This is a genomic window from Nostoc sp. MG11 (genome assembly GCF_014904695.1).
GTDB lineage: Bacteria > Cyanobacteriota > Cyanobacteriia > Cyanobacteriales > Nostocaceae > Komarekiella.
The window spans coordinates 1-24,669 of the sequence record NZ_JACXXN010000029.1; the positions used below are offsets into that span (position 1 = coordinate 1).

24 protein-coding genes and 1 pseudogene are annotated in these 24,669 nt (G+C 42.6%); 12 read left to right on the plus strand and 13 right to left on the minus strand.

The genetic code is table 11. The features are described 5' to 3' along the window. Nucleotides 1-816: 816 nt before the first annotated feature. Nucleotides 817-1,785, minus strand: a complete 969-nt coding sequence (locus HCR01_RS27125) for a Rieske 2Fe-2S domain-containing protein (RefSeq protein WP_193199153.1) — start codon at nucleotides 1,783-1,785, stop codon at nucleotides 817-819. A gap of 70 nt (nucleotides 1,786-1,855) precedes the next feature. Continuing rightward, nucleotides 1,856-2,554: a helix-turn-helix transcriptional regulator gene (locus HCR01_RS27130; protein WP_193199154.1), complete on the minus strand. Its 699-nt coding sequence runs from the start codon at nucleotides 2,552-2,554 to the stop codon at nucleotides 1,856-1,858. Nucleotides 2,555-2,878: 324 nt separating this feature from the next. On the opposite strand from HCR01_RS27130, the gene HCR01_RS27135 reads away from it, so the two are divergent. Next, the gene (locus HCR01_RS27135) at nucleotides 2,879-3,064 is read left to right on the plus strand and encodes a hypothetical protein (RefSeq protein ID WP_193199155.1); all 186 of its coding nucleotides are present in this window, start codon (nucleotides 2,879-2,881) and stop codon (nucleotides 3,062-3,064) included. A gap of 195 nt (nucleotides 3,065-3,259) precedes the next feature. Then, nucleotides 3,260-4,656 (plus strand): annotated as a pseudogene (gene nifE, locus HCR01_RS27140) (nitrogenase iron-molybdenum cofactor biosynthesis protein NifE). A 119-nt stretch (nucleotides 4,657-4,775) separates the two neighbouring features. Here the strand turns inward: nifE and HCR01_RS27145 are convergent. From HCR01_RS27145 to HCR01_RS27180, 8 genes are all read right to left on the minus strand, one after another. Continuing rightward, complete coding sequence (locus tag HCR01_RS27145) at nucleotides 4,776-6,047, minus strand: MFS transporter (RefSeq protein ID WP_193199156.1); 1,272 nt, start codon at nucleotides 6,045-6,047, stop codon at nucleotides 4,776-4,778. Nucleotides 6,048-6,206: 159 nt separating this feature from the next. After that, nucleotides 6,207-7,274 carry an aliphatic sulfonate ABC transporter substrate-binding protein gene (locus HCR01_RS27150; RefSeq protein WP_193199157.1) on the minus strand — a complete coding sequence of 356 codons (1,068 nt, stop codon included), beginning with the start codon at nucleotides 7,272-7,274 and terminating at the stop codon, nucleotides 6,207-6,209. 285 nt (nucleotides 7,275-7,559) lie between these two features. After that, nucleotides 7,560-8,561 carry a TauD/TfdA dioxygenase family protein gene (locus tag HCR01_RS27155; protein ID WP_320073184.1) on the minus strand — a complete coding sequence of 334 codons (1,002 nt, stop codon included), beginning with the start codon at nucleotides 8,559-8,561 and terminating at the stop codon, nucleotides 7,560-7,562. A 441-nt stretch (nucleotides 8,562-9,002) separates the two neighbouring features. Further along, nucleotides 9,003-9,494 carry a GNAT family N-acetyltransferase gene (locus HCR01_RS27160; RefSeq protein WP_193199158.1) on the minus strand — a complete coding sequence of 164 codons (492 nt, stop codon included), beginning with the start codon at nucleotides 9,492-9,494 and terminating at the stop codon, nucleotides 9,003-9,005. Next, a complete protein-coding gene (locus HCR01_RS27165) occupies nucleotides 9,475-10,146 on the minus strand; it encodes an HAD family hydrolase (RefSeq protein ID WP_193199159.1) in 672 nt (223 codons plus the stop codon). Before HCR01_RS27165 ends, HCR01_RS27160 begins: the two co-directional genes overlap by 20 nt. Before the next feature lie 87 nt (nucleotides 10,147-10,233). Further along, on the minus strand, nucleotides 10,234-11,271 hold the full coding sequence (locus HCR01_RS27170) for a hypothetical protein (protein ID WP_193199160.1): 1,038 nt from the start codon (nucleotides 11,269-11,271) through the stop codon (nucleotides 10,234-10,236). A 181-nt stretch (nucleotides 11,272-11,452) separates the two neighbouring features. Beyond that, nucleotides 11,453-12,319: a CmcJ/NvfI family oxidoreductase gene (locus HCR01_RS27175; RefSeq protein WP_193199161.1), complete on the minus strand. Its 867-nt coding sequence runs from the start codon at nucleotides 12,317-12,319 to the stop codon at nucleotides 11,453-11,455. A gap of 84 nt (nucleotides 12,320-12,403) precedes the next feature. Then, nucleotides 12,404-13,075: a glutathione S-transferase family protein gene (locus HCR01_RS27180; RefSeq protein ID WP_193199162.1), complete on the minus strand. Its 672-nt coding sequence runs from the start codon at nucleotides 13,073-13,075 to the stop codon at nucleotides 12,404-12,406. Nucleotides 13,076-13,394: 319 nt separating this feature from the next. Between HCR01_RS27180 and HCR01_RS27185 the strand changes: the two genes are divergently transcribed. From HCR01_RS27185 to HCR01_RS27205, 6 genes are all read left to right on the plus strand, one after another. Then, nucleotides 13,395-13,958 (plus strand): aspartate/glutamate racemase family protein, encoded by a 564-nt coding sequence (locus tag HCR01_RS27185; protein WP_193199163.1) that lies wholly within the window; start codon nucleotides 13,395-13,397, stop codon nucleotides 13,956-13,958. A gap of 12 nt (nucleotides 13,959-13,970) precedes the next feature. Next, nucleotides 13,971-14,102, plus strand: coding sequence for a hypothetical protein (locus HCR01_RS40140; protein ID WP_264299944.1), 132 nt, complete (start codon nucleotides 13,971-13,973; stop codon nucleotides 14,100-14,102). A 44-nt stretch (nucleotides 14,103-14,146) separates the two neighbouring features. Beyond that, nucleotides 14,147-14,431: an HAD-IA family hydrolase gene (locus HCR01_RS27190; protein WP_193199164.1), complete on the plus strand. Its 285-nt coding sequence runs from the start codon at nucleotides 14,147-14,149 to the stop codon at nucleotides 14,429-14,431. Between the two features lie 110 nt (nucleotides 14,432-14,541). After that, nucleotides 14,542-15,408: an HAD-IIB family hydrolase gene (locus HCR01_RS27195; protein WP_193199165.1), complete on the plus strand. Its 867-nt coding sequence runs from the start codon at nucleotides 14,542-14,544 to the stop codon at nucleotides 15,406-15,408. A 63-nt stretch (nucleotides 15,409-15,471) separates the two neighbouring features. Continuing rightward, on the plus strand, nucleotides 15,472-16,272 hold the full coding sequence (locus HCR01_RS27200; protein ID WP_193199166.1) for a class I SAM-dependent methyltransferase: 801 nt from the start codon (nucleotides 15,472-15,474) through the stop codon (nucleotides 16,270-16,272). A 15-nt stretch (nucleotides 16,273-16,287) separates the two neighbouring features. Further along, nucleotides 16,288-16,743 carry a GNAT family N-acetyltransferase gene (locus HCR01_RS27205; protein ID WP_193199167.1) on the plus strand — a complete coding sequence of 152 codons (456 nt, stop codon included), beginning with the start codon at nucleotides 16,288-16,290 and terminating at the stop codon, nucleotides 16,741-16,743. A gap of 610 nt (nucleotides 16,744-17,353) precedes the next feature. Here HCR01_RS27205 and HCR01_RS40145 read toward each other — a convergent pair. Further along, nucleotides 17,354-17,482 carry a hypothetical protein gene (locus HCR01_RS40145; protein ID WP_264299945.1) on the minus strand — a complete coding sequence of 43 codons (129 nt, stop codon included), beginning with the start codon at nucleotides 17,480-17,482 and terminating at the stop codon, nucleotides 17,354-17,356. 1 nt (nucleotide 17,483) lies between these two features. Here HCR01_RS40145 and HCR01_RS27210 point away from each other — a divergent pair, with 1 nt between their 5' ends. The 3 genes from HCR01_RS27210 (at nucleotide 17,484) to HCR01_RS27220 (ending at nucleotide 21,765) form a co-directional block, all read left to right on the plus strand. Continuing rightward, a complete protein-coding gene (locus HCR01_RS27210) occupies nucleotides 17,484-18,374 on the plus strand; it encodes a formylglycine-generating enzyme family protein (RefSeq protein ID WP_264299946.1) in 891 nt (296 codons plus the stop codon). A gap of 13 nt (nucleotides 18,375-18,387) precedes the next feature. Then, nucleotides 18,388-20,772, plus strand: coding sequence for an arylsulfatase (locus HCR01_RS27215; protein ID WP_193199169.1), 2,385 nt, complete (start codon nucleotides 18,388-18,390; stop codon nucleotides 20,770-20,772). A 120-nt stretch (nucleotides 20,773-20,892) separates the two neighbouring features. Further along, nucleotides 20,893-21,765, plus strand: coding sequence for a bile acid:sodium symporter family protein (locus HCR01_RS27220; RefSeq protein ID WP_193199170.1), 873 nt, complete (start codon nucleotides 20,893-20,895; stop codon nucleotides 21,763-21,765). A 290-nt stretch (nucleotides 21,766-22,055) separates the two neighbouring features. On the opposite strand, the gene HCR01_RS27225 is transcribed toward HCR01_RS27220, so the two are convergent. After that, complete coding sequence (locus HCR01_RS27225; protein ID WP_193199171.1) at nucleotides 22,056-23,009, minus strand: D-2-hydroxyacid dehydrogenase; 954 nt, start codon at nucleotides 23,007-23,009, stop codon at nucleotides 22,056-22,058. Nucleotides 23,010-23,124: 115 nt separating this feature from the next. Next, nucleotides 23,125-23,613, minus strand: a complete 489-nt coding sequence (locus HCR01_RS27230) for a nitroreductase family protein (RefSeq protein ID WP_320073185.1) — start codon at nucleotides 23,611-23,613, stop codon at nucleotides 23,125-23,127. A gap of 310 nt (nucleotides 23,614-23,923) precedes the next feature. Between HCR01_RS27230 and HCR01_RS27235 the strand changes: the two genes are divergently transcribed. Then, nucleotides 23,924-24,613: an SDR family NAD(P)-dependent oxidoreductase gene (locus HCR01_RS27235; protein WP_193199172.1), complete on the plus strand. Its 690-nt coding sequence runs from the start codon at nucleotides 23,924-23,926 to the stop codon at nucleotides 24,611-24,613. Nucleotides 24,614-24,669 lie beyond the last annotated feature (56 nt).

Consider the following 24,669-nt stretch of genomic DNA (forward strand, 5'->3'; position numbering starts at 1 on the left):
CACAAACACTGCACCATCCATTGTTTGAACTGTTTTACGCATATGCCTTGGTCTGCGTAGCACTAACTCTGTCCCACAATGGACACATTCAATGAGCAAACATTCTAATATTATTCGCTTGCTATTACTAAATTTTCGTTCTGGGCGATGGCGAGGCAACTTGGCTATCACTAATTTTTACTGCTAGTAGCTGCTTTCTCTAGCTTATCTGCTTTGTATACTAATTAGACAGTTAGGGCTGATGATGCTTGTTGTTTGTTGGTGAGCCTTTCGGCGACAAGCTTTGAGATTAAATCAAGTTGTGGATTTTGATTATTCATATTCTAGTTAGAACATGGTTTTTGTATTCTAGCTAGAATATAAAATTTAAACAAGACAAGTAATACTTCTACTTAGTCGGTCAATCAAGAGAGCGTAGGTTATCGAATAACTCTTAAAGAAGACACTCAGTACAGTGAGCGATCGCACTCATGCATTAAAGCGCAAATCGTTGATTTAACCCATCAGCATCACTCCAATTAACTCTATCCAGGAACTCGATAGCGTCGCTTCCCCAGGTATCCCAAGCGCCAGCCCCCGGTTCACCGAAGAGGCAGGGGGAAGGGGGCTCTTAGCAGGGGGAGCAAGCCCTTTCCCCAACGCGCTTTTCGGTGCGGAACATAGGTATGTTCGCGGAGCGTCTCCAAGAGTTGCCCCGCCCTTGCAGGGCGCTCTTGCTGAGGCGGAGTACAAGCTCCGTTTCAGTCTCTCTCCCCTGCTAAGAGCTCCCTGCTCCCCTGCCTCTTTTGACAATGCTCCTCCCACGTAGCGATGACATCAACCAGCACTCGTGCTTTGAATAGCCTCCGTTCTCTTATTTTTCACTGTGCGGTAGTACCAACGACGAAACCGCAGTGAGGGTTCATCAGTAGGCACGTTACATCCTTCACTTGTATTGGGGACTTCACCGATTTGTGACTCAACCATCGTGCGATCGTCGAGAGATGCTGCAAAAAACTCATCAAAGTCAAAGTTACTCTGATCAATCCCAGAGTTGGGCAGAACAACCTGCATAAATCGCATTTGTTGGGTATTGATCGGAATGGCAAACAAATGAGGACGCAAGGGCATCCCGCCTAGATCTAACTTGAGAACAACGTTGTTGGGCTGATGCCAATCAATCTCAATTCCATAAGGTAAGGTATTGAGTTGATTCGTGACTGCCATTCCATCTGTTGTTGAAGTAACGCTGATTTGTGCGCTCGCATTTTGGTGTACTGGGTCATGGAATTCGCCACCAAATGAATTGCGATGGACAAAAGGAATATGTAGATAGTCCAGCGATATATCGATTGCTCTTGTCCAATGTGCATTCCAAATTTCGTGGTGAATCACGTAGCGATCGTTTGGTTTCAATAAGCTCAACGGCAACTGCGGTTCTGGCACGTTTCCAATTCCCGTAAAGACCCACAATATCCCTGCAATCACCCTTGTCGGCAACCTTACGACTGACAGTTTTGAGCGTTGAACTGGATTAAGTGAGTTGAAAGGAACATAAGTACAAGCACCATCTGGTGCAAAACGCCAACCATGATAGGGACATTCAAGGCAACCATCTTCTGTGACTTGTCCGCGTGAGAGAGGAACACCGCGATGAGGACAACGATCAAGGAATGCCGCAAACTGATCGGCTGAATGACGAAATAGAACTAGCGATTCGCCAGCTAATTCAACTGCAATAGGAGCCAGTCCAATTTCAGCAACGGGCAATACTGGAGTCCAGAAGTTAGGAAATGTCTCAAACACAGCGAAATTGGCTCCTTAACAAATTCTTAGGCGTTACTCAGCATAAAGCCCTACTCCTGACAGCATCCTGTCAGTGGAAGCCAGATGCTTTTATTCGCTCGAGCTGAAACTTCGTGTATAGGTCAAGACTGATCTCTTGGTCTGGAGATTCAACATCTGAAGCAAAATCGAGATTTTGGATGCGATCAACACGAAAATCCCTGTAAGCGTTTCTGAGGATGCACCATGTTCCAACTGTCCATTTTCCACCCCAGTAAAATAGCCCCAACGGGAACACAACCCTTTGAGACAGTTGCTCATTCAAGCTCAAATACATAATTTCGACGGCTTGTTGCTGTTGAATGCTCCGATAAAGGTCGTTCCAATGTCTTAAGCTTTGGTCGTTTGGAATCTCACCAAGCGCCCGAACAGGTGTGCGAGTCGGATCAAAGCTGCGTGGCGGCAACACCGCTCCAATTTTACTCAACAGCGTTTTTGCCGCTGCTGCTAAGTCAGCCCCGGTCGAGCGCGACAGCATCTCGACCCCTAACATCAAAGCGGCGATTTCATCATAAGTTAAAGTTAGGGGCGGTAACTCGAAGTCTTCATCCAAGGCGTAACCAACACCAGGCTCACCATAAACTGGAATGCCACTCAACGAAAGATCATCGATATATCGGTAAATTGTACGCACGCAAACACCAATCCGTTCAGCTAATTGCTCTGCTGTAATCGGTTGGTGAGATCTGATGAGATTCACTAATTGGAAAAGACGGTCAGCTTTTCTCATTCTCTACGTCAAGTGACTTTAAATCTTCCAGGACTTACGCAACTATCATAAGCGAGGGTGCAACAGCACGGCTTTGAACTTCATTGTTGGTCTCATCTGGCAGTATGCAGTATATGGGGTATGAGTAGAATGGCACTAAGAAAAGCTCTAAGATATGCTCCGTAATCATTACAGGCATTTATGCGATTAAGCAGTCAAGGAGTAGCTGCGATCGCCTCCGGCGGGGCCTAGCCCATCGCTATTTTTTGTAGGTGCTGTGAAATGGAGGCAGTAACGGTGCGGGTTGCCCAAAAAATTTTTTAGATAGGAAAAGCTTACTCGTTCATGAAATACTTTCTTAAAGACGAGCAAGCAAATATAACTACTATCACTGTGACACTACGAGTACAAATTCTCAAGCAAAAATTTAGTCAAAGTTTGGGACTACCTTTTAAAGAACTGTTATCATCTTCTGTAATTGAGCAAGCACTCTCGGAGCTAATGTCTTCTATTACCCGCAACTTGGGTTAATACCAATTCGCAATTCGCAATTCGCAGTGGGCTAACGCCCCGCTCCGCTAACGCAATTAAGAAACTTAGATGCAGTAAAACTTTCGTGATTTATATCTGTTTCCTCCTTTTGGAGAATTGGTATAACTCTTCATTATTGGTTTTTTTGTACTTATTTTTAGCACGAGGAAAAGCATGAAAAACACTTAAGTAACAATTAACGAACTACTTCGTGAAACACCTTGCAAATCTAACCAGAAAAAATTTAAATTTACTGGTCAGAAAAAACTCACTTGCACAAAACCACCACAACCAGGTTCAACCCAAGGAAATTGCCCTTTTGATGGAGCGATGGTTTCTGTCGGAGCTATTCTGATGCTGTTCATTTAGTACATGGTGCTGTTTCTTGTACTCACAATCCTTGGGCAACTCATGGCAGCCTATCATCAGGCTCACAATTATACCAAACTGCTTTTACTACTGACTTTAGTGAAGGTAATATCGTTTTTGGTGGAGAAAAGAAACTGTACAAAGCGATCGTGGATGTTGCTCAACGCTATCATCCTGCCGCTATTTTTGTTTATGCTACTTGTCTGTCTGCTTTGATTGGTGATGATATTGATAGTGTTTGCCAACTTGCTACACAACAAGTTAATATCCCAGTTATCTATGTAAATGCGCCTGGATTTCTTGGTAGTAAAAATTTAGGGAATCGCATCGGTAATGAAACTTTATTGAATGCTGTCATTGGTACAGCCGAACCGGAATTTACTACACCATTCGATATTAATATTGTTGGTGACTATAATGTTGCAGGTGAAACGTGGAATATCTTACCATTATTCCAAAAAATGGGGATTCGCGTTCTTTCTAAAATTACAGGTGATGCTCGTTATCAAGAAGTTTGCTATGCTCATCACGTCAAATTAAATGTAGTACTTTGCTCAAATGTAGCTATACAAATGGCTCAAACTATGGCGGAACGCTATGGAATTCCTTATATTGAAGAATCGTTCTATAGTGCTACCAACTTAAACGATTGCTTGCGAAATGTTGCGACCAAATTAAGTATATCCTTGGGAGATAGTGTTATTGCCTCTGAACTGCAAGAACGTACAGAAAAGTTAATTGTCCAAGAAAATGCTGCTTTAGATATTGCTCTAGATACTTACCTTGCTGATTTAAAAGGTAAGCGGATTATTCTTTCTACTGGTGGTGTGAAAAGTTGGTCGCTTATTTTAGCAGCCCAAGATTTGGGAATGGAAGTTGTTGCAGCTACGGATGGCAAAACAACAGAAGAGGAGAAAGCTAAAATTAAACAATATCTTGGTGCAGATGCAATGCTTTTGTCTGATACAACTCCCCAGGCTTTATTAAAGGTATTACACCAAACAAAAACTGATGTGTTGATTACTGGGGCTAGCAATAAATATACAGCGCTCAAAACGGGAATTCCTTTTTTAGACATTAACCATGAACGTCACCATGCTTACGCTGGTTATGCAGGTTTGGTGGTACTAGCACGCGAACTACATGAAGCCTTGTATAGTCCTATATGGGAGCAAGTTAGCAAACCTGCCCCTTGGGATGAAAAAATCAGCTATCAGCTATAGGCGCAACTTTCTTCTGCCAAGCTGATGTAATTAATCGTCTTCCACTACACTTTTAAGGTGTAGTGGAAGATGCTTGTTTTCCAAATATCTGCTTTGTTGTACAAAGAGAAGCGACTTGTTTAGCGAGCAATCCAACGGCTTACTGCTGGCAATTGTGCAGAGAACCAGAGCGCACCTAAAATAATCAGACTACCACAGACAATCAAGGCATTAGTCGCACCAAAATTATCTGCCAAAGTCCCAGCTAACAAATTTCCAAAGGGCATTGTACCCACCATTGCTAGGGCGTAAAAACTCATTACCCGTCCACGCTTATCCTCGGTAACTAGGGTTTGAATAATCATATTACTACTGGTAATGTTGAGGATAGAAAAGCAGCCTACAAATACCAGAATAATTATAGATAGCCAAACTTGACGCGATAGTGAAAAGAATATCAAACTCATCCCAATCAAAACTTGAGCGACTACAATCAAACGCTCTAAGCCTACAATCCCTCGTCTGACACTTAGATACAAACAAGCAAACAACGAGCCAATCGGTGCTGAAGTGCTGAGGTGAGCCATCGTTGTTGCGTTTCCATTGAGAATCTTTGCTGCAAAAACAGGCATGAGCGCAACATGAGACATCCCGACGAAACCATGTAACGCTAGCATTAATAAAATTACTCTAATCGGCTGGAATTTCGAGACATATTCAAAGCCCTCCCGCAATTTCTCCAAAGTATCGCTAATGCCCGTAAGGGCTTGCATCTGTCTGACTTTCAGCCGCATCGCTAGCAGGGTAAAGATGGCAGGGATATAGCTGAGGGTATCGTAGAGAAAACAATATTTCACCCCTAGCGTCGCAATCAAAATCCCGCCCATAGCGGGCCCCAATACCAGCGAGGAACTTAACATCACTGAATTCAAAGCGATCGCATTACTCCAATCAGCGCGCTCGTCTACGGTTTCGGTGACGATTGTATGGCGCACGGGCATGTCTAATCCCTTGAGGAAACCATTGAGAACACTCAGTACCAATAGGATGGGAAACGTAATCCAATTGGTAAAGGTAAGAATCGTTAAAGCCAGGGAAACGCTAATTCCCAATATCTGCACCACCATTAACAAGTCACGACGACTCCAGCGATCAGACAATACGCCCGAAAATGGAATCACTAATAACGTCGGTAAAAATTGTACAAAGCCCGCAACTCCCAACAACCAAGCCGATTGAGTCAATTCGTATACCAGCCAAGGAATAGTTAACTGCTGGGTCATAAATGTCCCAGACATTGATAGTAACTGTCCTCCAAAAAACAGGCGAAAATTACGCCAGCGAAAGGCGGGTAAATATTGGTAAATGATATTACTTACGCGATCGCCTAGTTGTCTATTCCAAATTTTCATTAGCGGAATTATACTGTGTTATACTAAATTTTAGGCTAACTAATATTTAGTTTCACTAATGATTTTCGGATAATTGCGTAGTTTACTGCCGCAGGTCTTACCCTGAGCCTGTCGAAGGGCATCGCGTCTGGTTTTGTACCAAACTTGTTGATTTAGACGTTAAGCCCTATTCCTAACGGCATCCGGTGTAATCGCTGCATACTGTTGGGCAGTTAAGGTTGCTCTTTTAACATCGACTTGTTTTGGCACAAGTTTCAGTTCATACAAAAGATCCGCAACTTTTTGTTGAGCGCTAATTACTTCCTCAGTAATTGGTTTCATGTCATATTTTCTTCTCGTCAGCGTCAACTCCATAGTATCGACATCAGTCTTGACCTTCGGTGCGAGGATTTCGGCAGCAGCCCGCCTGTTTTTGTTTGCCCACTGCCCAACTTGGTAGTACTCTGACAAAATTGCTTTTAAGAGTTCAGTATTATTAATTGCAAAATCTCGTGAAGCTAGGTAATAACTTCCTGGCGTCTTAATTCCTTGCGCGTCTCGTAAGACCCGAATAATGCCTTCCCGTTGCAGCTTTATCAGACTAGGGTCACCTTCTACAAAGGCATCAACCGTCTTGTTCAAAAATGCTGCTCGGCCATCTGCAATGGGTAGATTCACTGATTCAATATCACTGAGTTTTAGCCCTATCTCTTCAAACGCTTTCGCCACAAAATAGGTCTGAGCCGTCCCTCTAGAATAAGCAACTTTTTTACCTTTAAGACCTGCCAATGTTTGGATTGGAGAATCCTTTAGCACAACAATTGCAGAACCTTCTCCAGTACCTGGCGGCATATTAACTACATAAATTAGATTGGTACCAGCTGCCTGAGCAAAAATAGGTGGCGTTTCACCGGTTAGCCCCATGTCGATACTACCCACATTTAAGGCTTCTAAGAGAGGTGGCCCGGACACAAATTGAGACCAAGTAACACCTATTCCTTGAGGAGCTAAACGTTTTTCAATTACGCCTTTTTCATGAGTTAGATCCCCTGAAACTTGGTAGCCAAGCCGAACAACTTTAGTACTACTACTGCCCTTAATAATATTAGTGTTACTGGCACTGCTATTGCCGATACTGGTCTTGTTTGTACCACAACTGACTAAAGTCGTAAAAGAAACTAATCCATAGAAGGCGTAGAGTAAATCACGTCTCGATATAGAATATTTGCCAATTTGCACTTTTTTCATAATCGGTCACTTGATATTAATGTTGATACATTTAGGCAAAAGTTTAGGCAGTGTTATACTATCTCTCTTTTCTCTCTAAAAAGATGTTTGAAAGTTTTTTAAAGAGAAAAAGGAGATATTTTTAGAGCCTCCTTAAAAAGAAGGACTTAGACTTTCATTTTCTTCTTTAAAAACTGCGATATATATATCCATGCTCTGAAAAAGATATTCTTACCGTCTAATTCCCCCTTTTTAAGGGGGAATTAGACGGTCTCTCGTAAACAAGAAAGCTAACAGAACTCAGATTTACGAAAGCACTGGTTGTGGTTCCTTAGACTCAGCTTTCTGCTTGAAGACAGTTGGTACTTCCGCGTTGAACACCTCACCTTGAATCACTTGGGAGCGGAAACCATCAACTCCAACTGGAACATCACCAGTAATGGTGGTGCGATATAACAGACGCTCGACATCCAAATGATCTAAATCTTGAGGAGCTAAATGCACAGTGGCGCGGTTATCCCAGAACGCGATATCACCATTGTTCCAACGGAAACGGGTGGTGTAAGCAGGTTTGGTAATTTGGTTGAAGAACAACTCAAGTAACAGTTTGCTCTCTTGTGGTGACACGTCAATAATGTGCGAGGTAAAGCCAGGGTTAACGAACAACGCACGTTCGCCAGTCTCAGGATGAACCCTGACTACTGGGTGGATTGAGACTAGTGGATTAACAGCAATGCGCTCGTCGAATTTGCCGTTGCGGGGCTGATACCCGCCCCCATTAAAGCGATGTTCAGCTTTCAACGTGTCTGCTAGCGCCCGTAGGGGTGCTGACAGTCCCTCATAAGCCGCAACTAGATTACTCCACTGAGTGTCACCACCGAAGCTAGTAACATTAACCGCGCGTAAAATTGACCCTGCTGGTGGGTTAATAGCTGCCGTTACGTCTGTGTGCCAAGGGCCACCAGTGCGAAAACCGTACTGCTTCTCATAGAGCTTACGATCTACGGGTTTAATCTGTGGGAATCCCGATACTGGTTCAGGCTCTCCGAGTGGATGCGCGAAAGTTACTTCACCAAAACGAGATGTGAACTCAACCTGAGCAGCATGATCAATGTTCTGACCACGAAAGAACACAACTTTCCATTTCAATAACGCTTTACGGATTTCTTGTACTTGCTCGTCAGAAAGAGGACGGGAAAGGTCTACGCTACCGATTTCGGCACCGATGAAACCAGCAACTTGTTTAACTTCTATATGTTTGTAGCCCATGTAGATTCTCCAGAGTTTGATCTGTAAGGTGGTGTTCACACTCGCCTGTTTCCTTTGGAATTTTGCCAATATTCTGATCGCAACATTCCTGTGCTGGGAGTAGAACTAAAATATTATACATTATTCCGATAGATTTACCGTAGTATTCAATTCTATTTAATAATTTCCTGTGCTTTTGCAGCTAGGATTTTCGGAATTAGAGACACGAATGGCACTAAGGAAAGCTTTAAGCTGTGCAGGATAAGCGTTACAGATTTTAAAGCTATTAAACAGTGGAGAGACAGGGCAAGCGATTGTCCTTAATGCATGCAGTGCTGCGTAGTTTACCGCCGCAGACATCGCCAATGAAGTTCAGCGTCAAGAGCGATGGTCTAACCGCCCGGGTTAGACCATCGCTCTGAGATCCATCTATCTTTGACAACATATTTAGAGTTTAATAAATTCCAATTAAATGAATCCACTTTCCTGAATCCTGTTTTTTTAGTGAGAGTGCGATCGCGCATTTAATGGATAAATAAAGTTAGCAACTGTTTCACGTTCGACCCAACCCTGTTTACGGTAAAATTCCCGTTGATAGGATTCTCGCTCTTTGTGATTCAGCAGCATGGGTACTGAACATTCTCGGATTTTTGCCTCTGATATGACGGTTGCTAACAGAGTTTTGCCAATACCTTGACCACGATCAGCTTTTTGGATGAATAACTCAGAAATATAACCTTGGAGTTTGGGGAGAAACGGACAAGGTAGCCAATGAACTGCAACATATCCTATTACATCATTTTCAGCATTTTCAGCCACATAAATAGAGTGGCTATCATTTTGATGACACTGAGTAATGTGCTGCTGAATTTGGGCGACAGTTGTTTCCTGAAACGTTGAATTCACCCATACAAACCAACCTAATTCTCTAATAATTTTAAAAAGCCCTTGTGCATCTGATTCTTTTGCTTTTCTAATTTTGGGATGTAACATAGCCGTGAACAATTAATCTGGGAATATCATCTGGAGAATGGGCAATCAAGTCAGCACCATGAGTTTTTAACTCCTCCTCAGTTCCGTAGCCGTAAGTGACACCAATTGCAGTCACATCATTGTGCTTGGCTCCAATCATATCGTGAGAGCGATCGCCTACCATAACCACATGAGAAGGTGAAAGCTGTTCTGTAACTAAGATGTGATAAATTAAGTCAGCTTTTACACTCCGCGTGCCGTCAAGTTTACTCCCGTAAACTCCATTGAAAAGCGACGACAAGCCAAAATGTTCGATAATCTGTCTAGCATAAATATGTGGTTTAGAAGTTGCAACAAAAGTTTTATAACCAGCAAAACGAATAGCGTCTAAGGTTTCTGAAATCTGGGGATAAAGGGAGTTTTCAAATAATCCTATCGTGGCAAAGCGGCTACGATAAAGTGAAATAGCTTGTTCTAAAACTGTGTCATCTAAAGTTTTCAGTAGCAGCGAAAAACTGTCTTTGATTGGAGGGCCAATACACCAATGTAATTCATTAGCATCGGGTGGTCTATAACCGAGTTCAGATAAAGCAAACTGAATACACCGAGTAATACCAGGTTTGGGATCTGTCAAAGTCCCATCTAAATCAAACAGAATAGCGGAGGCAGACATAATTCGTAATCCGTAATTCGTAATTATTATTATTCCAAGAGCAAATAACTCGTAATTGAAATCTTAACTACGAATTACTAATTATCTTTAGGAATCTGCTGAATCAGCATTACCCCATTGGCTCAACTCGGTTAGGAGTTCGTTTCGTCGCTCCCGTGATGTAAATGCTACCTTGATGGCATTACGAGTTATGCCAAGCAATTCAGTAGCAGAAAAACCGAGGGCATGGGCTACTGTATACTCTCGCCCAATGGTAGTACAGATTTGGACAGGATCATCTGTACAAAGAGCGATCGCAATACCAGACTCCACAAGCTGCCGAACCGGATGCTCTGTATAAGAAGCGACGGCTCCCAGGACAACGTTACAACTAAGGGAACACTCAACGGTAACGCCGCTCGTTGCCAGCAGTTCTAACAACTGCGGGTCACGAACAGCCTGTGTTGCGTGACCGATCCGGGTCAATCCTGGGACGCGCAGAGCAGCAGCAATATTGGCAGTGGAGAATTCGCCTGCGTGCGCGGTAATACCTAGCCCCACCGCAGCAGCCTGCTCTGCGATGTGATAAGCAGTTGTCCAATCCGCCTCAGTGTCATACGGTTCGTACAGGAAATCTATACCGCCTAGCCCCTCATCTGCTGCCTGAATACAAGCTTGTAAAAGTAGCTCAAGGCGATCGCGATCAAACCGTCCTAGTAGGAAAGTGAAAATTGCTTCAGCGCGGATCTGCGGATATCTCGTTTGAACACGACGCTCGGCTTCTCGAAACAATCCCATAAAGTCTGGTCTTAGTACCGCCTCGTTACCAAAACGAACTTCTACCAAAACGGCTCCGTCTGCTGCCGCTTCGTCTAGCAAATCCTCAATCCGTGCGATGAAGTTTTCTGGTTCGGCATCGACATCTCGCGCTACGGGGAAAATGCTAGCCAGGTATCGGAGGCGCTGCATTCCAGGCGGTGTTTCAGTCATCAGTTGTTCTGCTAAACCCCGCCAATTATAGGATGTCCGCCCCTCGCGCCGCGCCAATACCCGGTCAAGGCGCTGCGACCACTCCTGATGGATGTGTAAGTCTGCCTTGGGAAGTGCAGCAATAACTGGATTCGGCTCTATTTCAGCAAGCGGCATAATGAATGCAGTCTCCACCTAACGCACCCAGTCTTAATTATTTCTTTTATTTTTACGCGAGTCCCTATTACGCAGTCACTGCCTCACGTCAGAAGAATCTCCCTTAATAGCCTGACTCTGCTTACCATCAATACCTACAGGAATATCACCCACAAGCGTAACTCAGAGAAGTTTTTGCGATCTATGCGGGGTAAAAGACGAATGTTCGTAGTTCGATGCTTTCTCGTGGGGGAGCGTTGGCTGGGCTGGTGGGGTCTTCAAAGGCTGTATGGCCGGCAAAACGCGCATATCCGTCTTCTGCGGAGTCAAAGCATTTAATAAATAGTGCTTCGTCTCTGTGCATTTGCGGGAAGTAGAACCATTTATGGTTGGCATTATACGTGATTCCGTATGTTTCACCGACGCGATCACGGTACACTAAATCACCAGCCACAATGTCTGTAGGTGCGATACTTTGTGCGTCACACACTGCTAAGGGTGACTCTTGAATTGGTTGTGCGATCGCTCGCCAAACATTGATGATCGCAAATCGTTGTTTTAGTAGCGCATCAATGTTATCTATACCTCGCGCTGCGAGTTCCAAATGGGCGCGAGTATAGCCGGATTTGGCGGTGAAGTCGTTGTGTACGCGCAAGGCAGGTTCCTTAATATTATTCTTACCTGGCTTTGACTGGCTGGCATTACGCAGGGTGTGATCGAATATCACTACCTTTGTTGCACCTGTTACTTCTTTTAACAATTGCTCGGCTTCTGGATAGTAGACGCGGCGTACTTCGTCTTCATCGTAAAAGTTGCGGACATTAGTATTATGTCCAGTAAAGGTGAATCCTTCTCGATCTAATGAGGTATTCTCTGAGATAGAACGAGCATTGTAAATTGGCAGTTTGTGTGTCTGATAAGTTGCATTCGTGCGGGGAATCCCTGGCGGTGGTTCGTAAGTATAGTTAATAGGTTTTTCTGCCATTGGAACCAGGTAGCTGAGGTTAGCCTCTACGTATGGCAGTTCTTGGGAAATTGGTCTATCTAGAACTTGGTTATTTAAGCTCATAGGTCATCCCATTTTGGATTTTGGTTAATTTTTGGTCAATATTCAACAGTTAAGGATTCACTCTCATCACCACGCCTGTGTGTCCTATTTTTGTGCTGCACCAACGGGAACAGGTTCACCGAGAACTTTGGCAAATCTTTGCAAATAGAAGTCCACAGGGTTTGCTACTGTTTGAATTGAGGAGCGATGGCTTAAGCTGTTCCACCATGTCTGCAAACGAGGTGTTTCTGCTGGTAATGTGAACTTATGGAAGTGTTCTAAGAGTGGTAAACGTTCAAACCAAGGATAGAAGCTGATATCAACAAGGCTAAACTGATCTCCTAACAAGTAATTACCTTTGCCTAATCCTTCTTGTTCAATATATAGAAGTGCTTCCGTGAACTCTCTTCGTCCTTGTTCTTGTTCTTGGCTATTTTTACCGCGCAGCAATTTATTAAAAGCTGGGACAAGGCGAGTATTGGCGTAGTCTATCCAGATGCGAGCGAGCGCTTTAGCTGCGGGATCGCGGGGTAACAAAGGTGGCTTTGGGAAGACTTCATCTAGATATTCATTGATGATGGCAGACTCGTAAATTTCAACATCCCCATGTTTGATAGCTGGGACTTTGCCATAGTGGGAAATCTGTGTGTACCCATCTGGTTTGTTCTGTAAGTCAATTTCTACCGGGGTGAAGTCAATACCTTTTTCCAGTAAGACTACACGAGTCCGTTGAGAGAAAGTAGAGGCTTTGGCGAAGTACAGTTGTATGTTGCTCATGAAATCTTTTCCTTGTAATCATCGTGGATGCAGACTATTTGAGATTGCACAACTCCAACTAAAGCAATAAGACAAAAGCCAGATGTGTTGATTAGTGCAGTTAAATAATTGACTGGCAGATATCTATGTCAGTTAGATGATATATTACAGTTTATCGGTCGATTTAACGTAGTTTATATATCATACAGTCTTACTGAAAATATGTATACCTAATTATTAGTGTAACTAAATAAATATTTAGACATAATCAGGCTTGTCAAAAAGAGGTATTAATTATATGTACTCGAAAGCTGACTCTAATAGGTAGATCCGTCTTGGCTTGCTAGTACCCGCAGGCAACACTACCTTTGAGCCTGACTTTAACTCTGTTTTTTCCAGTCAAGTCAGTATTCATAGCCATCGCGTGATTGCTCAACGCTCACACGCTTATGAGAGCTATGAATCAATGAATGACATCAATGAAGAAGCTGTTAAGGAAGTAGAAAAATTAGCTAGAGCCGGGGTACATTTTGGGGCATACGGTTTCACAACAGCAACATTTTACCGAGGGCGAGTTTTTGCCGAACAATTAGAGCAACGTTTGACGCAGGCGCTAGGAGTACCTGTTGTTGTGCCTGCTCTGGCTCTATTAGAAGCCTTGGCATATCTAAAGATTAAGAAAATTTCTGTAGTCACTCCTTATCCAGAATGGAATAACCAAACGCTAAAAACTTTTTTGAGTGAAGCACCTTTTGAAATAGTGGGGCTTAAAGGTGACGAACGCTCAAAAGAATTAGCAAAAAAGAATTACCTTTGGCATCAGTTACCCAATGAAGCCGCAACTTTTATCAAAGAGGTATCTCACAAAGGTGCAGATGCTATTGTGTTGCCCTATACGGCATGAAGAACATTTGAGGTGATTGAGGAATTAGAGGATGATTTGAATATTCCTGTAGTCACAGCAAACCAAGCCACAATATGGAGTTTAGCAAGGCGTGCTTCTATTGAATCTGCACTTTGTCCAAGAGGAAAACTGTTTGCTATTTAGTCACAGAGGTTTTCATAGATTAAATCTTAAAAAGAGGAAAATTCATGTCAGACAAGTCCAATTTACAAAACCTGCTTTTAGATGAGGTACTAGCTCATTATGATGGTAGTTCGAAACCTGCACCTAATTTATTTTTATATGCAGCTGAAAACTTGGAAGTTAACGCTCAATTTTGTACTGTTGTGGAAGATAGTATTTTGGGTGTACGTGCAGGTATTACTGCTGGCATGAAAGTTTTAGGTTACAGCAGTCAAAGTGAAGCTATTGAACTCGAAGAATGTGGAGCGTGTGTTTTTCACTTTATGTATCAACTGTCTGATCTACTTTAATTTATATTCAGTATTTTTCAGAGATTAAATCTTAAAAATATGAGCTTTATGTCAGAAGATTTTCGGTTTATAAAACTGCATTTTACAATGTCTAGATAACTCAAATATATATGAATAACACAATCTATATTTCAGATTTAGATGGTACTCTGCTCACTAACAAAGCAGTTCTATCAGAATTTACTAAAGGCAAGTTGCAGGAACTATTGGAGGGCGGACTGCTATTTACAGTCGCTAGTGCGCGTAGTGTGTTTTCTATGAGGACAGCCTTGCATGGTTTAAAACTGCCTCTGCCAATTATAGAATTCAATGGAGCTTTTATTTCTGATTTAGTTTCTGGTCGTCACGAGATTATCAACAGCATTGAGCCAGAGATAATTGATGATATATACCAGCTAATTTGCAACTTTAAATGTATTCCTTTTATTTCAAGCTTTAATGGTTTAGAAGATTGCTGTTATTACAACGAGATTATCAATGAAGGAATGCAGTGGTATCTTGATGATCGATTATTTCATCAAGATAAAAGATTGCGATCGCTATTTGAATTGACCGATTCATTCCGCGACCAAATCGTTTGTATTACCATTATTAACCAGACTGATATTCTCTCTGAATTAGAAATCGCTATCCATGAAAGATATGGTGATAGAATAGAAACCTATCATTTTGAAAATAGTTATTCTCCTGGCTGGTACTGGCTAACAATTTATAGTCATAAAGCAACTAAAGCTCAAGCAATCGTTACTCTACAAAAAACCTATGGATTGAGTAGCAAGAAGTTGATTGTATTTGGGGATCATAACAATGATATTGAAATGTTTCGCATAGCTGATTGTGCAATCGCTGTTGCCAATGCAACTGTAGAATTAAAACGCTACGCAACCCATGTAATTTATTCCAATCAAGCGGATAGTGTAGTGCGATATATCTCTCAGGGTTGGAGTCAACAGAATACTCTGCCTAAGTTAGTGTAGATTGCTTGGTTGCGTTTAAATTTAAACCTTCATTCTTTTCAGTCTTCCACATCCATCTGAGATATGAAAAAGTCCAACTACTATGACTATATTGCCCAAATCTATGACCAAACACGCTGGCTAACAGAATCAGTCGCAGAGGAAGTCGCCGACTTTATTCTTAAGCTGACTTGTGCCACGCCTGAAACCTCTTTTTTAGAACCAGGTGTTGGCACAGGGTTAAATGTTATTCCTCTTGTCAAACGGGGTTATTCTGTGACAGGAATTGATGCTTCTCAAGAAATGCTCGATCAGTTCCGTCAAAAATTAAATGTCACTCCTTCTAATCTGAAACTGATTCACGGCGATGCTTCACAATTAACTTTTCCAAACAACAGTTTTGATGTTGTTTTGACTGTCCACATGATCCATACTGTCTCTGATTGGAGAGTATTTTTAGACAACATTGATCGAGTACTGAAGTTTAGAGGCTTTTATCTCAATTGTCAGTGGATTACCCCACCAGCCAGACGAGAATTTGAAAGATATTTTCGAGATATACTATCTAAGTATGAAGGAACAAAGCAAAAGTCGCCCAGCATTAATATAGCAACAAACAAGATAGATGTAGAAGGATATTTACAGCAAAAAGGTTACGTTTCAAATTACTTCGTAGCTAAGGAATGGAGAGTTAGCAATACAGTTGAAGAGCTACTAAGTTTTTTCAAAGCACGAGCATACGGTTTATGTTGGCGAGTATCAGATGATATATTTCATCAAGTAATAAATGAATTTGAAGAACTTTGTGTCAATCATTATGGCTCTTTAAAAACTAATCTATCCTCTGAGGCTAAGTTTGAAATATGGGTTTACAAAGCAATTTAAAACCTGGCATAAATTATGGATATTTCAATACGCAGCGTTAAGCAAGATGAATTATCAGCACTGCTAAACCTGTACAAACATCTGAATCCAATGGATGCTCCCTTACCTGACGCATCAACTCTTGAGAAAATATGGAACGAAATATTGAGCGATCGCAAGATTAATTGCTTTGTAGCAGACTGGGAGGGAAACTTAATTGCCTCTTGTATTTTGGTGATTGTCCCTAATCTGACGCGAGGCGCTCGTCCCTATGGACTAATTGAGAATGTAATTACTCATCCCGATTATCGTCGCCAAGGTGTAGGAAAGTGCCTGATACATCATGCTTTACAATCTGCATGGAGTCATAATTGTTACAAAGTAATGCTCCTAAGTGGAAGGCAAACCAAGGAAGTACTCCAGTTTTACGAAAAAACTGGGTTTAAGAGGGGTATCAAAACTGGTTTTGTGGCTACACCAATATCTGACTGAGGTGATGTTAAGCTTTTTCGTAGCTAAATATATATAGTGCTTGACTTATGTTTTCACAAGCTGTAATTTATCAATATTCGATAAACATCGGTAAGTCAATCTGTTTTTAGTATTTTATGAAATTCCAAATAAAAAAATAGCTCAAAAACTCTCTCTTTCTCATTTTTCTGTGCGGCAGTCGCTCATGGGGGAAACTACGCCAGATGCTCCACTTGGGGAGACCCCAAGACCACGCTGCCTTGCCTCTGTGGTAGCCTGTGACGAGACGCTCCGCAAATGCGTCTACGTTTATTTTGGTAATTTATTTCTTAGAAGTCCTTTAACAGGAATAAAGATATTTATTGTAAATTAGCCTGAGTTTAGAGTTAACAGTTTCTTTAGTATCAAAGATTGAAAATTTTCTTAAAACTTATTGTTATAAAATACAGATTTTTCGACAAAAAATAATGTAATGCAAGAAATAGATTACCGAAAAATACACCGAAAGGGGGGATTGTTCATCTAAAATCCAAAATGATATAAATCTGAATAAAAGTTAAATCTTATTGATGAACTACAGGCATTCAATTAGAAGTAGCAAAATTGAGAATATTAGAGATGGAAAAAAACCTTACTTTCTCACACTAATATTCATTGCGGGAATAGCGATCGCACTCTTATTCATCAATACAACCGCATTAGCAGCCACAGTCAATCCCTGTCCCCAAGGGATGGCGATGATTTCAGGAGGAACGTTCAAAATGGGGTCTGATAATTCCAGTTTTGTAGAAGAGCGATCGCCTGGAGATGTAACGGTGACTAACTTCTGTATTGATAAATATGAGGTAACAAACGCACAATTTGATGAATTTGTCAAAGCCACAGGATATGTGACAGTTGCAGAGCGTCCCTTATCTCAAGAACAGTTTCCCGATTTACCCGATGAGCAGCGATTACCGGGTTCCTTAGTGTTTGAGATGGCAAAACCAGGTGTCAAGCAAGTTTCCTTTCTGAGTTGGTGGCATTGGACTACTGGCGCGAATTGGCAACATCCATTTGGGCCAGACAGTGCGATCGCTAGCAAATCCAACTACCCAGTTGTTCACATAGCTTACGAAGATGCTCTAGCCTACGCCAAATGGTTAGGAAAATCCCTACCTACCGAAGCGCAATGGGAATACGCCGCCCGTGGTGGCTTGGATAGTGCAACATACACTTGGGGCAATGAATATTCTGAACATAGAGCCAACACTTGGCAAGGAATTTTTCCCTTTTTCAACACCAAAGCCGATGGTCACTTGGGCATTGCTCCCGTCGGTTCTTTTGCACCCAATGGTTATGGACTCTATGACATGACCGGCAATGTTTGGGAATGGACTACTGATTTCTTTCAAGTCGGACGCGATCGCAAATCCTATCAAATTAATCCTATTGCCTTAAATCAACGCTTTGATCCCAACAAGCCCGATGAATCAGAACTACACGTAATCAAGGGGGGATCGTATCTCTGCGCTCCTAATTACTGTAGCCGCTTCCGTCCGGCGGCGCGAGAGTCAGAATCACCCGATACAGGAACTACTCATATCGGGTTTCGGTTAGTTAAAAATTTGCCCTCCAGCACACTACTTATAAATCCAAAATCCAAAATCTAAAATCCAAAACTGTATGACTGATCCTCACAAAAGAGATTCTTTGTATGAATCTCTGAAGTTAACTTCTGGTGCGATCGCCTTTTTGACAGCCCTAACGCTAATATTTTCTAGTCTCTTACCTCTACCTGCTTGGGCGGACTATGGCGACAAATTGCCATTACCCCAAGCATCTTTTCAAGGCAAAATTGGCATTACTTACAAAGAATCCGAACCAGATTTCCCCAAACCAATTAAGGCTCCAGAAAATGCACCAAACGTGTTGCTGGTGTTGCTTGATGATGTCGGTTTTGGACAAACCAGCACCTTTGGCGGTCTGATCGATACGCCTAATTTAGACCGTCTAGCAGCAAGAGGATTGCGTTATAACCAATTCCACACTACAGCACTCTGCTCTCCTACCAGAGCCGCATTGCTCACAGGACGCAATCACCATTCTGTGAATACAGGTGTGGTTGAGGAGTTAGCCACAGGCTATCCAGGTTATACTGCGATTTTACCTAGAAGTGCGGCAACGATCGCTGAAGTATTGCGAGACTATGGATATAACACAGCGGCCTTTGGCAAATGGCACAATACCCCAGACTATGAAACCAGTGCAGCAGGCCCATTCGATCGCTGGCCGACAGGTTTAGGTTTTGAGTACTTCTATGGATTTCTGGGCGGTGATACCAATCAATGGAGTCCAGCCTTGGTGGAAAATACCCAACATATTCAGAAACCAAGCGATCGCCCTGATTATCACCTTACCCCCGATTTAGCAGACCATGCGATTAAGTGGATTCGCACCCAGCAAGCGATCGCTCCTGATAAACCCTTCTTTACCTACTTTGCCACTGGCGCAACCCATGCCCCACACCATGCGCCCAAGGAATGGATCGACAAGTACAAGGGTAAATTTGATCAAGGTTGGGATAAATTACGCGAAGACATCTTTGCTCGTCAGTTAGCCTTGGGTGTAATTCCCGCCGATACTAAGCTGACTCCTCGTCCGGCGGAACTCCCGGCTTGGGATTCCCTTACTCCCACCGAGCAGAAAGTTTATGCGCGTCAGGCGGAAGTATTTGCAGGTTTCCTCAGCCATACCGATGCACAAATTGGTAGAGTCATTGACGCGATTGATCAACTTGGTGAATTAGATAACACCTTAGTCTTTTTCATCGCCGGGGATAATGGTGCGAGTGCTGAAGGCGGCTTAACAGGTAGTGTTAATGAATTAAAAGTTTTTAATGACGTAGCAGAAAGTCCTCAAGAAGTTCTCGCGGCTTTAGATGATTTAGGTGGGCCAAAGACCTTCAATCATTTTCATGCAGCTTGGGCTTGGGCAGTGGATAGCCCCTTCCAATGGACAAAACAAATTGCTTCTCACTTCGGCGGAACTCGCAATGGTTTAGTTGTGGCTTGGGGCGATCGCATCAAAAATCGTGGTGGACTGCGGAGCCAATTCCATCATGTAATTGATATTACTCCCACCATTCTGGAAGCTGTGGGAATTGAAGAACCAGAGTTAGTCAACGGTGTAAAACAACAACCCATCGAAGGTACTAGCCTTGTTTATAGCTTTGATGATCCTGCTGTACCATCCCATCACACAACCCAGTATTTTGAGATGTTTGGCAATCGTGGCATTTATGATCGAGGTTGGGTAGCAGCCGCCCGTCATGGACGCTTACCTTGGGAGCGTGTCTCCAAAACCACCTTCGATGAAGATAATTGGGAACTATACGATATCACCAAAGACTTCAGTGAAGCCAACGATTTAGCCAAGCAGAACCCTGACAAGTTAGCGCAACTACAAAATCTATTTCTGAAGGAAGCAAAGAAATACAAAGTTCTGCCCTTGGATGATCGCTTACTTCAACGGTTTGATGTCAAAATCCGTTCCAACCTAATCACAGGACGCAATAGCTTTACTTATTACACATCTGTTGCAGGGATTCCCGAAGGTAGCGCTCCCAATATTAAGAATCGCTCCTTTAGCATTACTGCCGATGTGGATGCTGCCAAAGATGGTACTGAAGGCGTTTTAGTAACTCAAGGTGGACGTTTTGCGGGTTGGAGTTTCTTTTTGCAAGAAGGTAAACCCACCTTTGCTTACAACTTGTTAAATAGCGATCGCACAATCATTCAATCTTCTCAACCAATTGTGATCGGCAAATCCCAAATCAAATTTGACTTTACTTATGATGGCGGTGCTCCGGGAGCAGGCGGTACTGGTAAGCTCTTGATCAATGATCAGCAGGTTGCCGAAGGCCGCATTGATAAAACTGTAGGCTACCGATTTGGTTTAGATGAAACCTTTGATGTTGGTCAAGATACTGGCACACCTGCGGTAGATACTTACCAAACACCCTTTGCATTCACCGGCAACTTACAGCAAGTCACCCTGGAATTGAAGTAATAGGGATTGGGCATTGGGGAACTCGGGGCCCCCTTTGGGGATAAGGGGCAATGGGGACTGGGGTAATTTATTCCTCATCCCCCTCATCCCCCTCATCCCCTCCGCGTGAGATAAAAAATCATGAACGAAATCTTGTCATTAATCGACAAACTCGCACTTTTCACATTTATCGTGTTCACCATGCTGGGTGCAGGGTTAAGTCTCACCGTACAACAGATTTGGGAACCACTCCGCAACCTTCGCTTAGTCATCTCATCGCTGCTGACAAATTTTGTGCTGGTGCCACTTTTTGTATATTTACTATTGCAAGTAGTACATTTAAGCGAACCAATCAGAGATGGCTTACTGATCATGGCAGTAGCATCAGGGCCTCCAGCACTACCTAAACTTGCCCACATAGTCAAAGGCAATACAGCTTTCTCGGTGGGATTAATGATGTTGCTAATGCTGGGCACAATTTTTTATATGCCGATTGTATTGCCCTTAGTGGTGGAAGGTGTGCAAATTAACTCCTGGGACATTGCCAAACCCTTATTGTTAATGATGGTTAGCCCATTGATCATTGGGTTATTCATCAAAGCAAAATTGAGTGCGATCGCCCCCATTATCCAACCGATTTTGTTCAAATTATCTAATGCTGGATTGCTTTTAGGTCTGGTTGTCAGGCTGATAGTTCACACTAACGATATCATTGGCTTATTACAAACAGGTGCAATTTTAGTTTGTGCCGTTTTCATAGTCTTCTCCTTTACCGTGGGTTATCTTTTGGGCGGCCCTGGTATCGATACCCAACGAGTGCTAGGAGTAGGAACAGCTCAACGTAATTTTGCCGCAGCATTATTAGTAGCTACAAGTAATTTTGAAGATCCCAGCGTCGTGAGCATCATCATGGTGACGAGTCTTTTAATGATGATCGTAGTCCTGATCGCCGGGCCAAAGTTCATAGAATTAGACCAAGGAATGGATGTAGAGATAGAGCAAGTAGAGGGTTGAAACTTTCCTAACTGTAAAAATATCTCTGTTGCTCATTTTGATAAAAAGTCAGGAGCTTATTTAACCTGAGTTCGGGTTAAGCCAGAAGCTAAAAAGCTTATTCTATAAGGATTGAGCAAAACTCGAAGTGACATAAGAAGTGATTAAAGTGGAATCATTTTGTCAACAAGGCTTACAAATAAGACTAATATGAACAATATACCTTATTGAGAATAGATTAAAACAGAGCTTCAGACCGAACAATGGGAAATCAAGGGTTTTGAGGATTTCTTATCCCGAACTCAGGTTATTTAGTATCCTGCTTGCTTATTGACTACATTTCTTAAAGGCTGACCGACTCGGTAACGCTCTAAATTATCGAGAAACAAGGCGGCAATGCGTTCTTTCAATGCTGAGGAAATTGCGGAAGTATGAGGTGTAATCAAGAGGTTAGGTAATGACCATAGAGGGCTTTCTGGCGGTAAGGGTTCAATAGAAACTGTGTCTAATCCTGCACCTGCAATCCAGCCTTCAGTGAGAGCCTTAGTTAAGGCTGATTCATCCACAACCGCACCACGACCCACATTAATTAAATAAGCATGACTGGGTAGCAATCGCAGTACTGCTTCATCAATTAAGGCTTTGGTTTCTGGTGTCAGAGGTGTGGCTACAACTAGATAGTCAACTTCTGTTAACAATGCGTGCCATTCATTACCCACGACGATTTTATCAAAATTTGTTAGAGGTTCAGGACGACGACGACCACCCCAAACTCTCGCTCCAAATGCTTTAGCGCGAGATGCTATGGCTTGACCTATATTCCCAGTCCCAAGAATTAACACAGTTGAATTTGCTAACTCTGGTAGTACTAACCAGCTTTTTTCCCATCTGCGTTGATCGTGATCTGCTTGCAGTTCCCGTAACTGCTTGGCGTGATAGAGGATCAAAGTTAAGACAAATTCTGAAATGGGAATTGCATGAACCCCCGCACCATTAGTGAGGATAATATCACGTTCGAGAAAAATGGGTGTCAAGATGTGATTCACACCAGCACTAGGAGTCTGTTGCCAACGTATTCTAGGAGCAGCTGCTAGCACCTTATGTAGAGTCGTGGGCTTCAATTCTAACCCACTGAGATAAACTTCAGCATCACTAGCATCACCATCAAAATTACCATCACTATCTACCCGCACAAATTTTGTATCCGATGGTAGATGTGGCTCAATCTCGGCAGCAAGCTCTATAGGTAAGATTAGTTTGATCATGCATTAATCCTTTATACCATGTTAAATGATGAATTACTGAGGATATTGCTGATTACTCATCTATCACGAGCAGACAGCGATCGCATAATCTAGTTAACAGTTTTCCTTACTACTACTAGAGTAAAGATGAACTCTCACCCCACTTTCCCGTAAAGACAAATTCCTTTAACGATTTGCGAACACAGGGTGCTAGTTCCCGTTCTCGTAACCCATCATTCAGACTCTGGGGATCGCCTATATAGCCGACGGTAAGTGCAGTTGCAGGTTCATAGCCGTTGGGAATCTGATATTCTTTTCTCGCAATATCCACATTAAACCCTGCTATTTGATGCACATATAAACCCAACGCAGTTGCTTGAAATACCAAGTTTTCAATAGCTAATCCGACATCATGAAATGCGTGTCGGTTGGTTTTTCCATCATCAGTGAGGGTTTGAGCAACAGCAATTATCAATACAGGAGCATTCTTGGCCCAGCCTTGATTGAACTTAACCAAAGTACTAAGTAAACGATCATATTCCGTCGAGTTTTCTTTAGTCGCAACAATAAAACTCCAAGGCTGATAGTTGTAAGAAGAAGGGGCCCAACGAGCCGCTTCTAACACAGAAAGAACTTATCCTGTTCAACGGGACGGTTAGCAAAAGCTCTAGGACTCCAGCGATTACGAATGAAGTCATGAACAGGGTATTCTGTTTGTGCAAGTTTTTCAGTCATATTAATGGATTTATTGGTAATTACTCTATTTTTGGAGTCCAAGCAGACTTGATCTGGATTGAATTTCCATGATACTGTGCATGAACTACAAAATACTGTTTATCGATAGGCTTAATGTAGTTTTTATTAATGTATCACAAATTGCTAATCACTCTATAGGATGAAAGTTTGTATGAAATTATGAGGAAAAAATCAAAAGTATGGCAAATATTGCATTGATTGTTGGGGCTGGTAGTGGACTCAGTGCCTCACTAGCCCGTTTATTAGCAAAAGAAGGCTTTACTATTGCTTTAGCAGCAAGGCAAATTGATAAGCTCAAAGCATTGTCTGATGAAATCGGAGCCGTCAGTTTTACTGCTGATGCTTCTCAACTAGATGAAGTTGAACAACTATTTACAGATGTCGAACAAAAGCTAGGAGTACCAACATTAGTTGTGTATAATCCTAGCTGGCGCGTTCGGGGTTCATTTGTGGAACTTGACCCAGCCGATGTTGCCAAAACACTAGAAATTACTGCGTATGGTGGCTTTTTAGTAGCACAGGCGGCGGCAAAACGTCAGTTAGCTGCGGGTGGAGGAGCTATCTTTTTTACAGGTGCTTCCGCCAGTGTTAAGGGTTATGCTCAGTCTGCACCGTTTGCAATGGGTAAATTTGCTTTACGGGGTTTGGCTCAAAGCATTGCCCGCGAATTGGCTCCTCAGAATATCCATGTGGCGCATTTTGTGATTGATGGAGGAATTCGTTCTGCTACCCGGATAGAACCAGACGATCAACCAGATAGTTTACTCGATCCAGATGCGATCGCTCAAACTTACCTGAGCATTCTCCGCCAACCTCGCAATGCTTGGACATGGGAAGTGGAATTGCGTCCCTGGGTGGAAAAATTTTGATCAATCAATAACAGCTTATTAAGTTTTGCAACTACACCAGGGACTTTCAACTGTTA

What these genes read in the sequence shown, in the direction of transcription:
- HCR01_RS27160 (WP_193199158.1), bottom strand. Translation starts at nt 9,494, where the DNA reads ATGTTACATCCCAAAATTAGAAAAGCAAAAGAATCAGATGCACAAGGG.
- HCR01_RS27210 (WP_264299946.1), top strand. Translation starts at nt 17,484, where the DNA reads ATGGGGTCTGATAATTCCAGTTTTGTAGAAGAGCGATCGCCTGGAGAT.
- HCR01_RS27225 (WP_193199171.1), bottom strand. Translation starts at nt 23,009, where the DNA reads ATGATCAAACTAATCTTACCTATAGAGCTTGCTGCCGAGATTGAGCCA.
- HCR01_RS27200 (WP_193199166.1), top strand. Translation starts at nt 15,472, where the DNA reads ATGAAAAAGTCCAACTACTATGACTATATTGCCCAAATCTATGACCAA.
- HCR01_RS27175 (WP_193199161.1), bottom strand. Translation starts at nt 12,319, where the DNA reads ATGAGCTTAAATAACCAAGTTCTAGATAGACCAATTTCCCAAGAACTG.
- HCR01_RS27170 (WP_193199160.1), bottom strand. Translation starts at nt 11,271, where the DNA reads ATGCCGCTTGCTGAAATAGAGCCGAATCCAGTTATTGCTGCACTTCCC.
- HCR01_RS27135 (WP_193199155.1), top strand. Translation starts at nt 2,879, where the DNA reads ATGAAATACTTTCTTAAAGACGAGCAAGCAAATATAACTACTATCACT.
- HCR01_RS27215 (WP_193199169.1), top strand. Translation starts at nt 18,388, where the DNA reads ATGACTGATCCTCACAAAAGAGATTCTTTGTATGAATCTCTGAAGTTA.
- HCR01_RS27205 (WP_193199167.1), top strand. Translation starts at nt 16,288, where the DNA reads ATGGATATTTCAATACGCAGCGTTAAGCAAGATGAATTATCAGCACTG.
- HCR01_RS27190 (WP_193199164.1), top strand. Translation starts at nt 14,147, where the DNA reads ATGTCAGACAAGTCCAATTTACAAAACCTGCTTTTAGATGAGGTACTA.
- HCR01_RS27145 (WP_193199156.1), bottom strand. Translation starts at nt 6,047, where the DNA reads ATGAAAATTTGGAATAGACAACTAGGCGATCGCGTAAGTAATATCATT.
- HCR01_RS27220 (WP_193199170.1), top strand. Translation starts at nt 20,893, where the DNA reads ATGAACGAAATCTTGTCATTAATCGACAAACTCGCACTTTTCACATTT.
- HCR01_RS27130 (WP_193199154.1), bottom strand. Translation starts at nt 2,554, where the DNA reads ATGAGAAAAGCTGACCGTCTTTTCCAATTAGTGAATCTCATCAGATCT.
- HCR01_RS27165 (WP_193199159.1), bottom strand. Translation starts at nt 10,146, where the DNA reads ATGTCTGCCTCCGCTATTCTGTTTGATTTAGATGGGACTTTGACAGAT.
- HCR01_RS27195 (WP_193199165.1), top strand. Translation starts at nt 14,542, where the DNA reads ATGAATAACACAATCTATATTTCAGATTTAGATGGTACTCTGCTCACT.
- HCR01_RS27180 (WP_193199162.1), bottom strand. Translation starts at nt 13,075, where the DNA reads ATGAGCAACATACAACTGTACTTCGCCAAAGCCTCTACTTTCTCTCAA.
- HCR01_RS27150 (WP_193199157.1), bottom strand. Translation starts at nt 7,274, where the DNA reads ATGAAAAAAGTGCAAATTGGCAAATATTCTATATCGAGACGTGATTTA.
- HCR01_RS27235 (WP_193199172.1), top strand. Translation starts at nt 23,924, where the DNA reads ATGGCAAATATTGCATTGATTGTTGGGGCTGGTAGTGGACTCAGTGCC.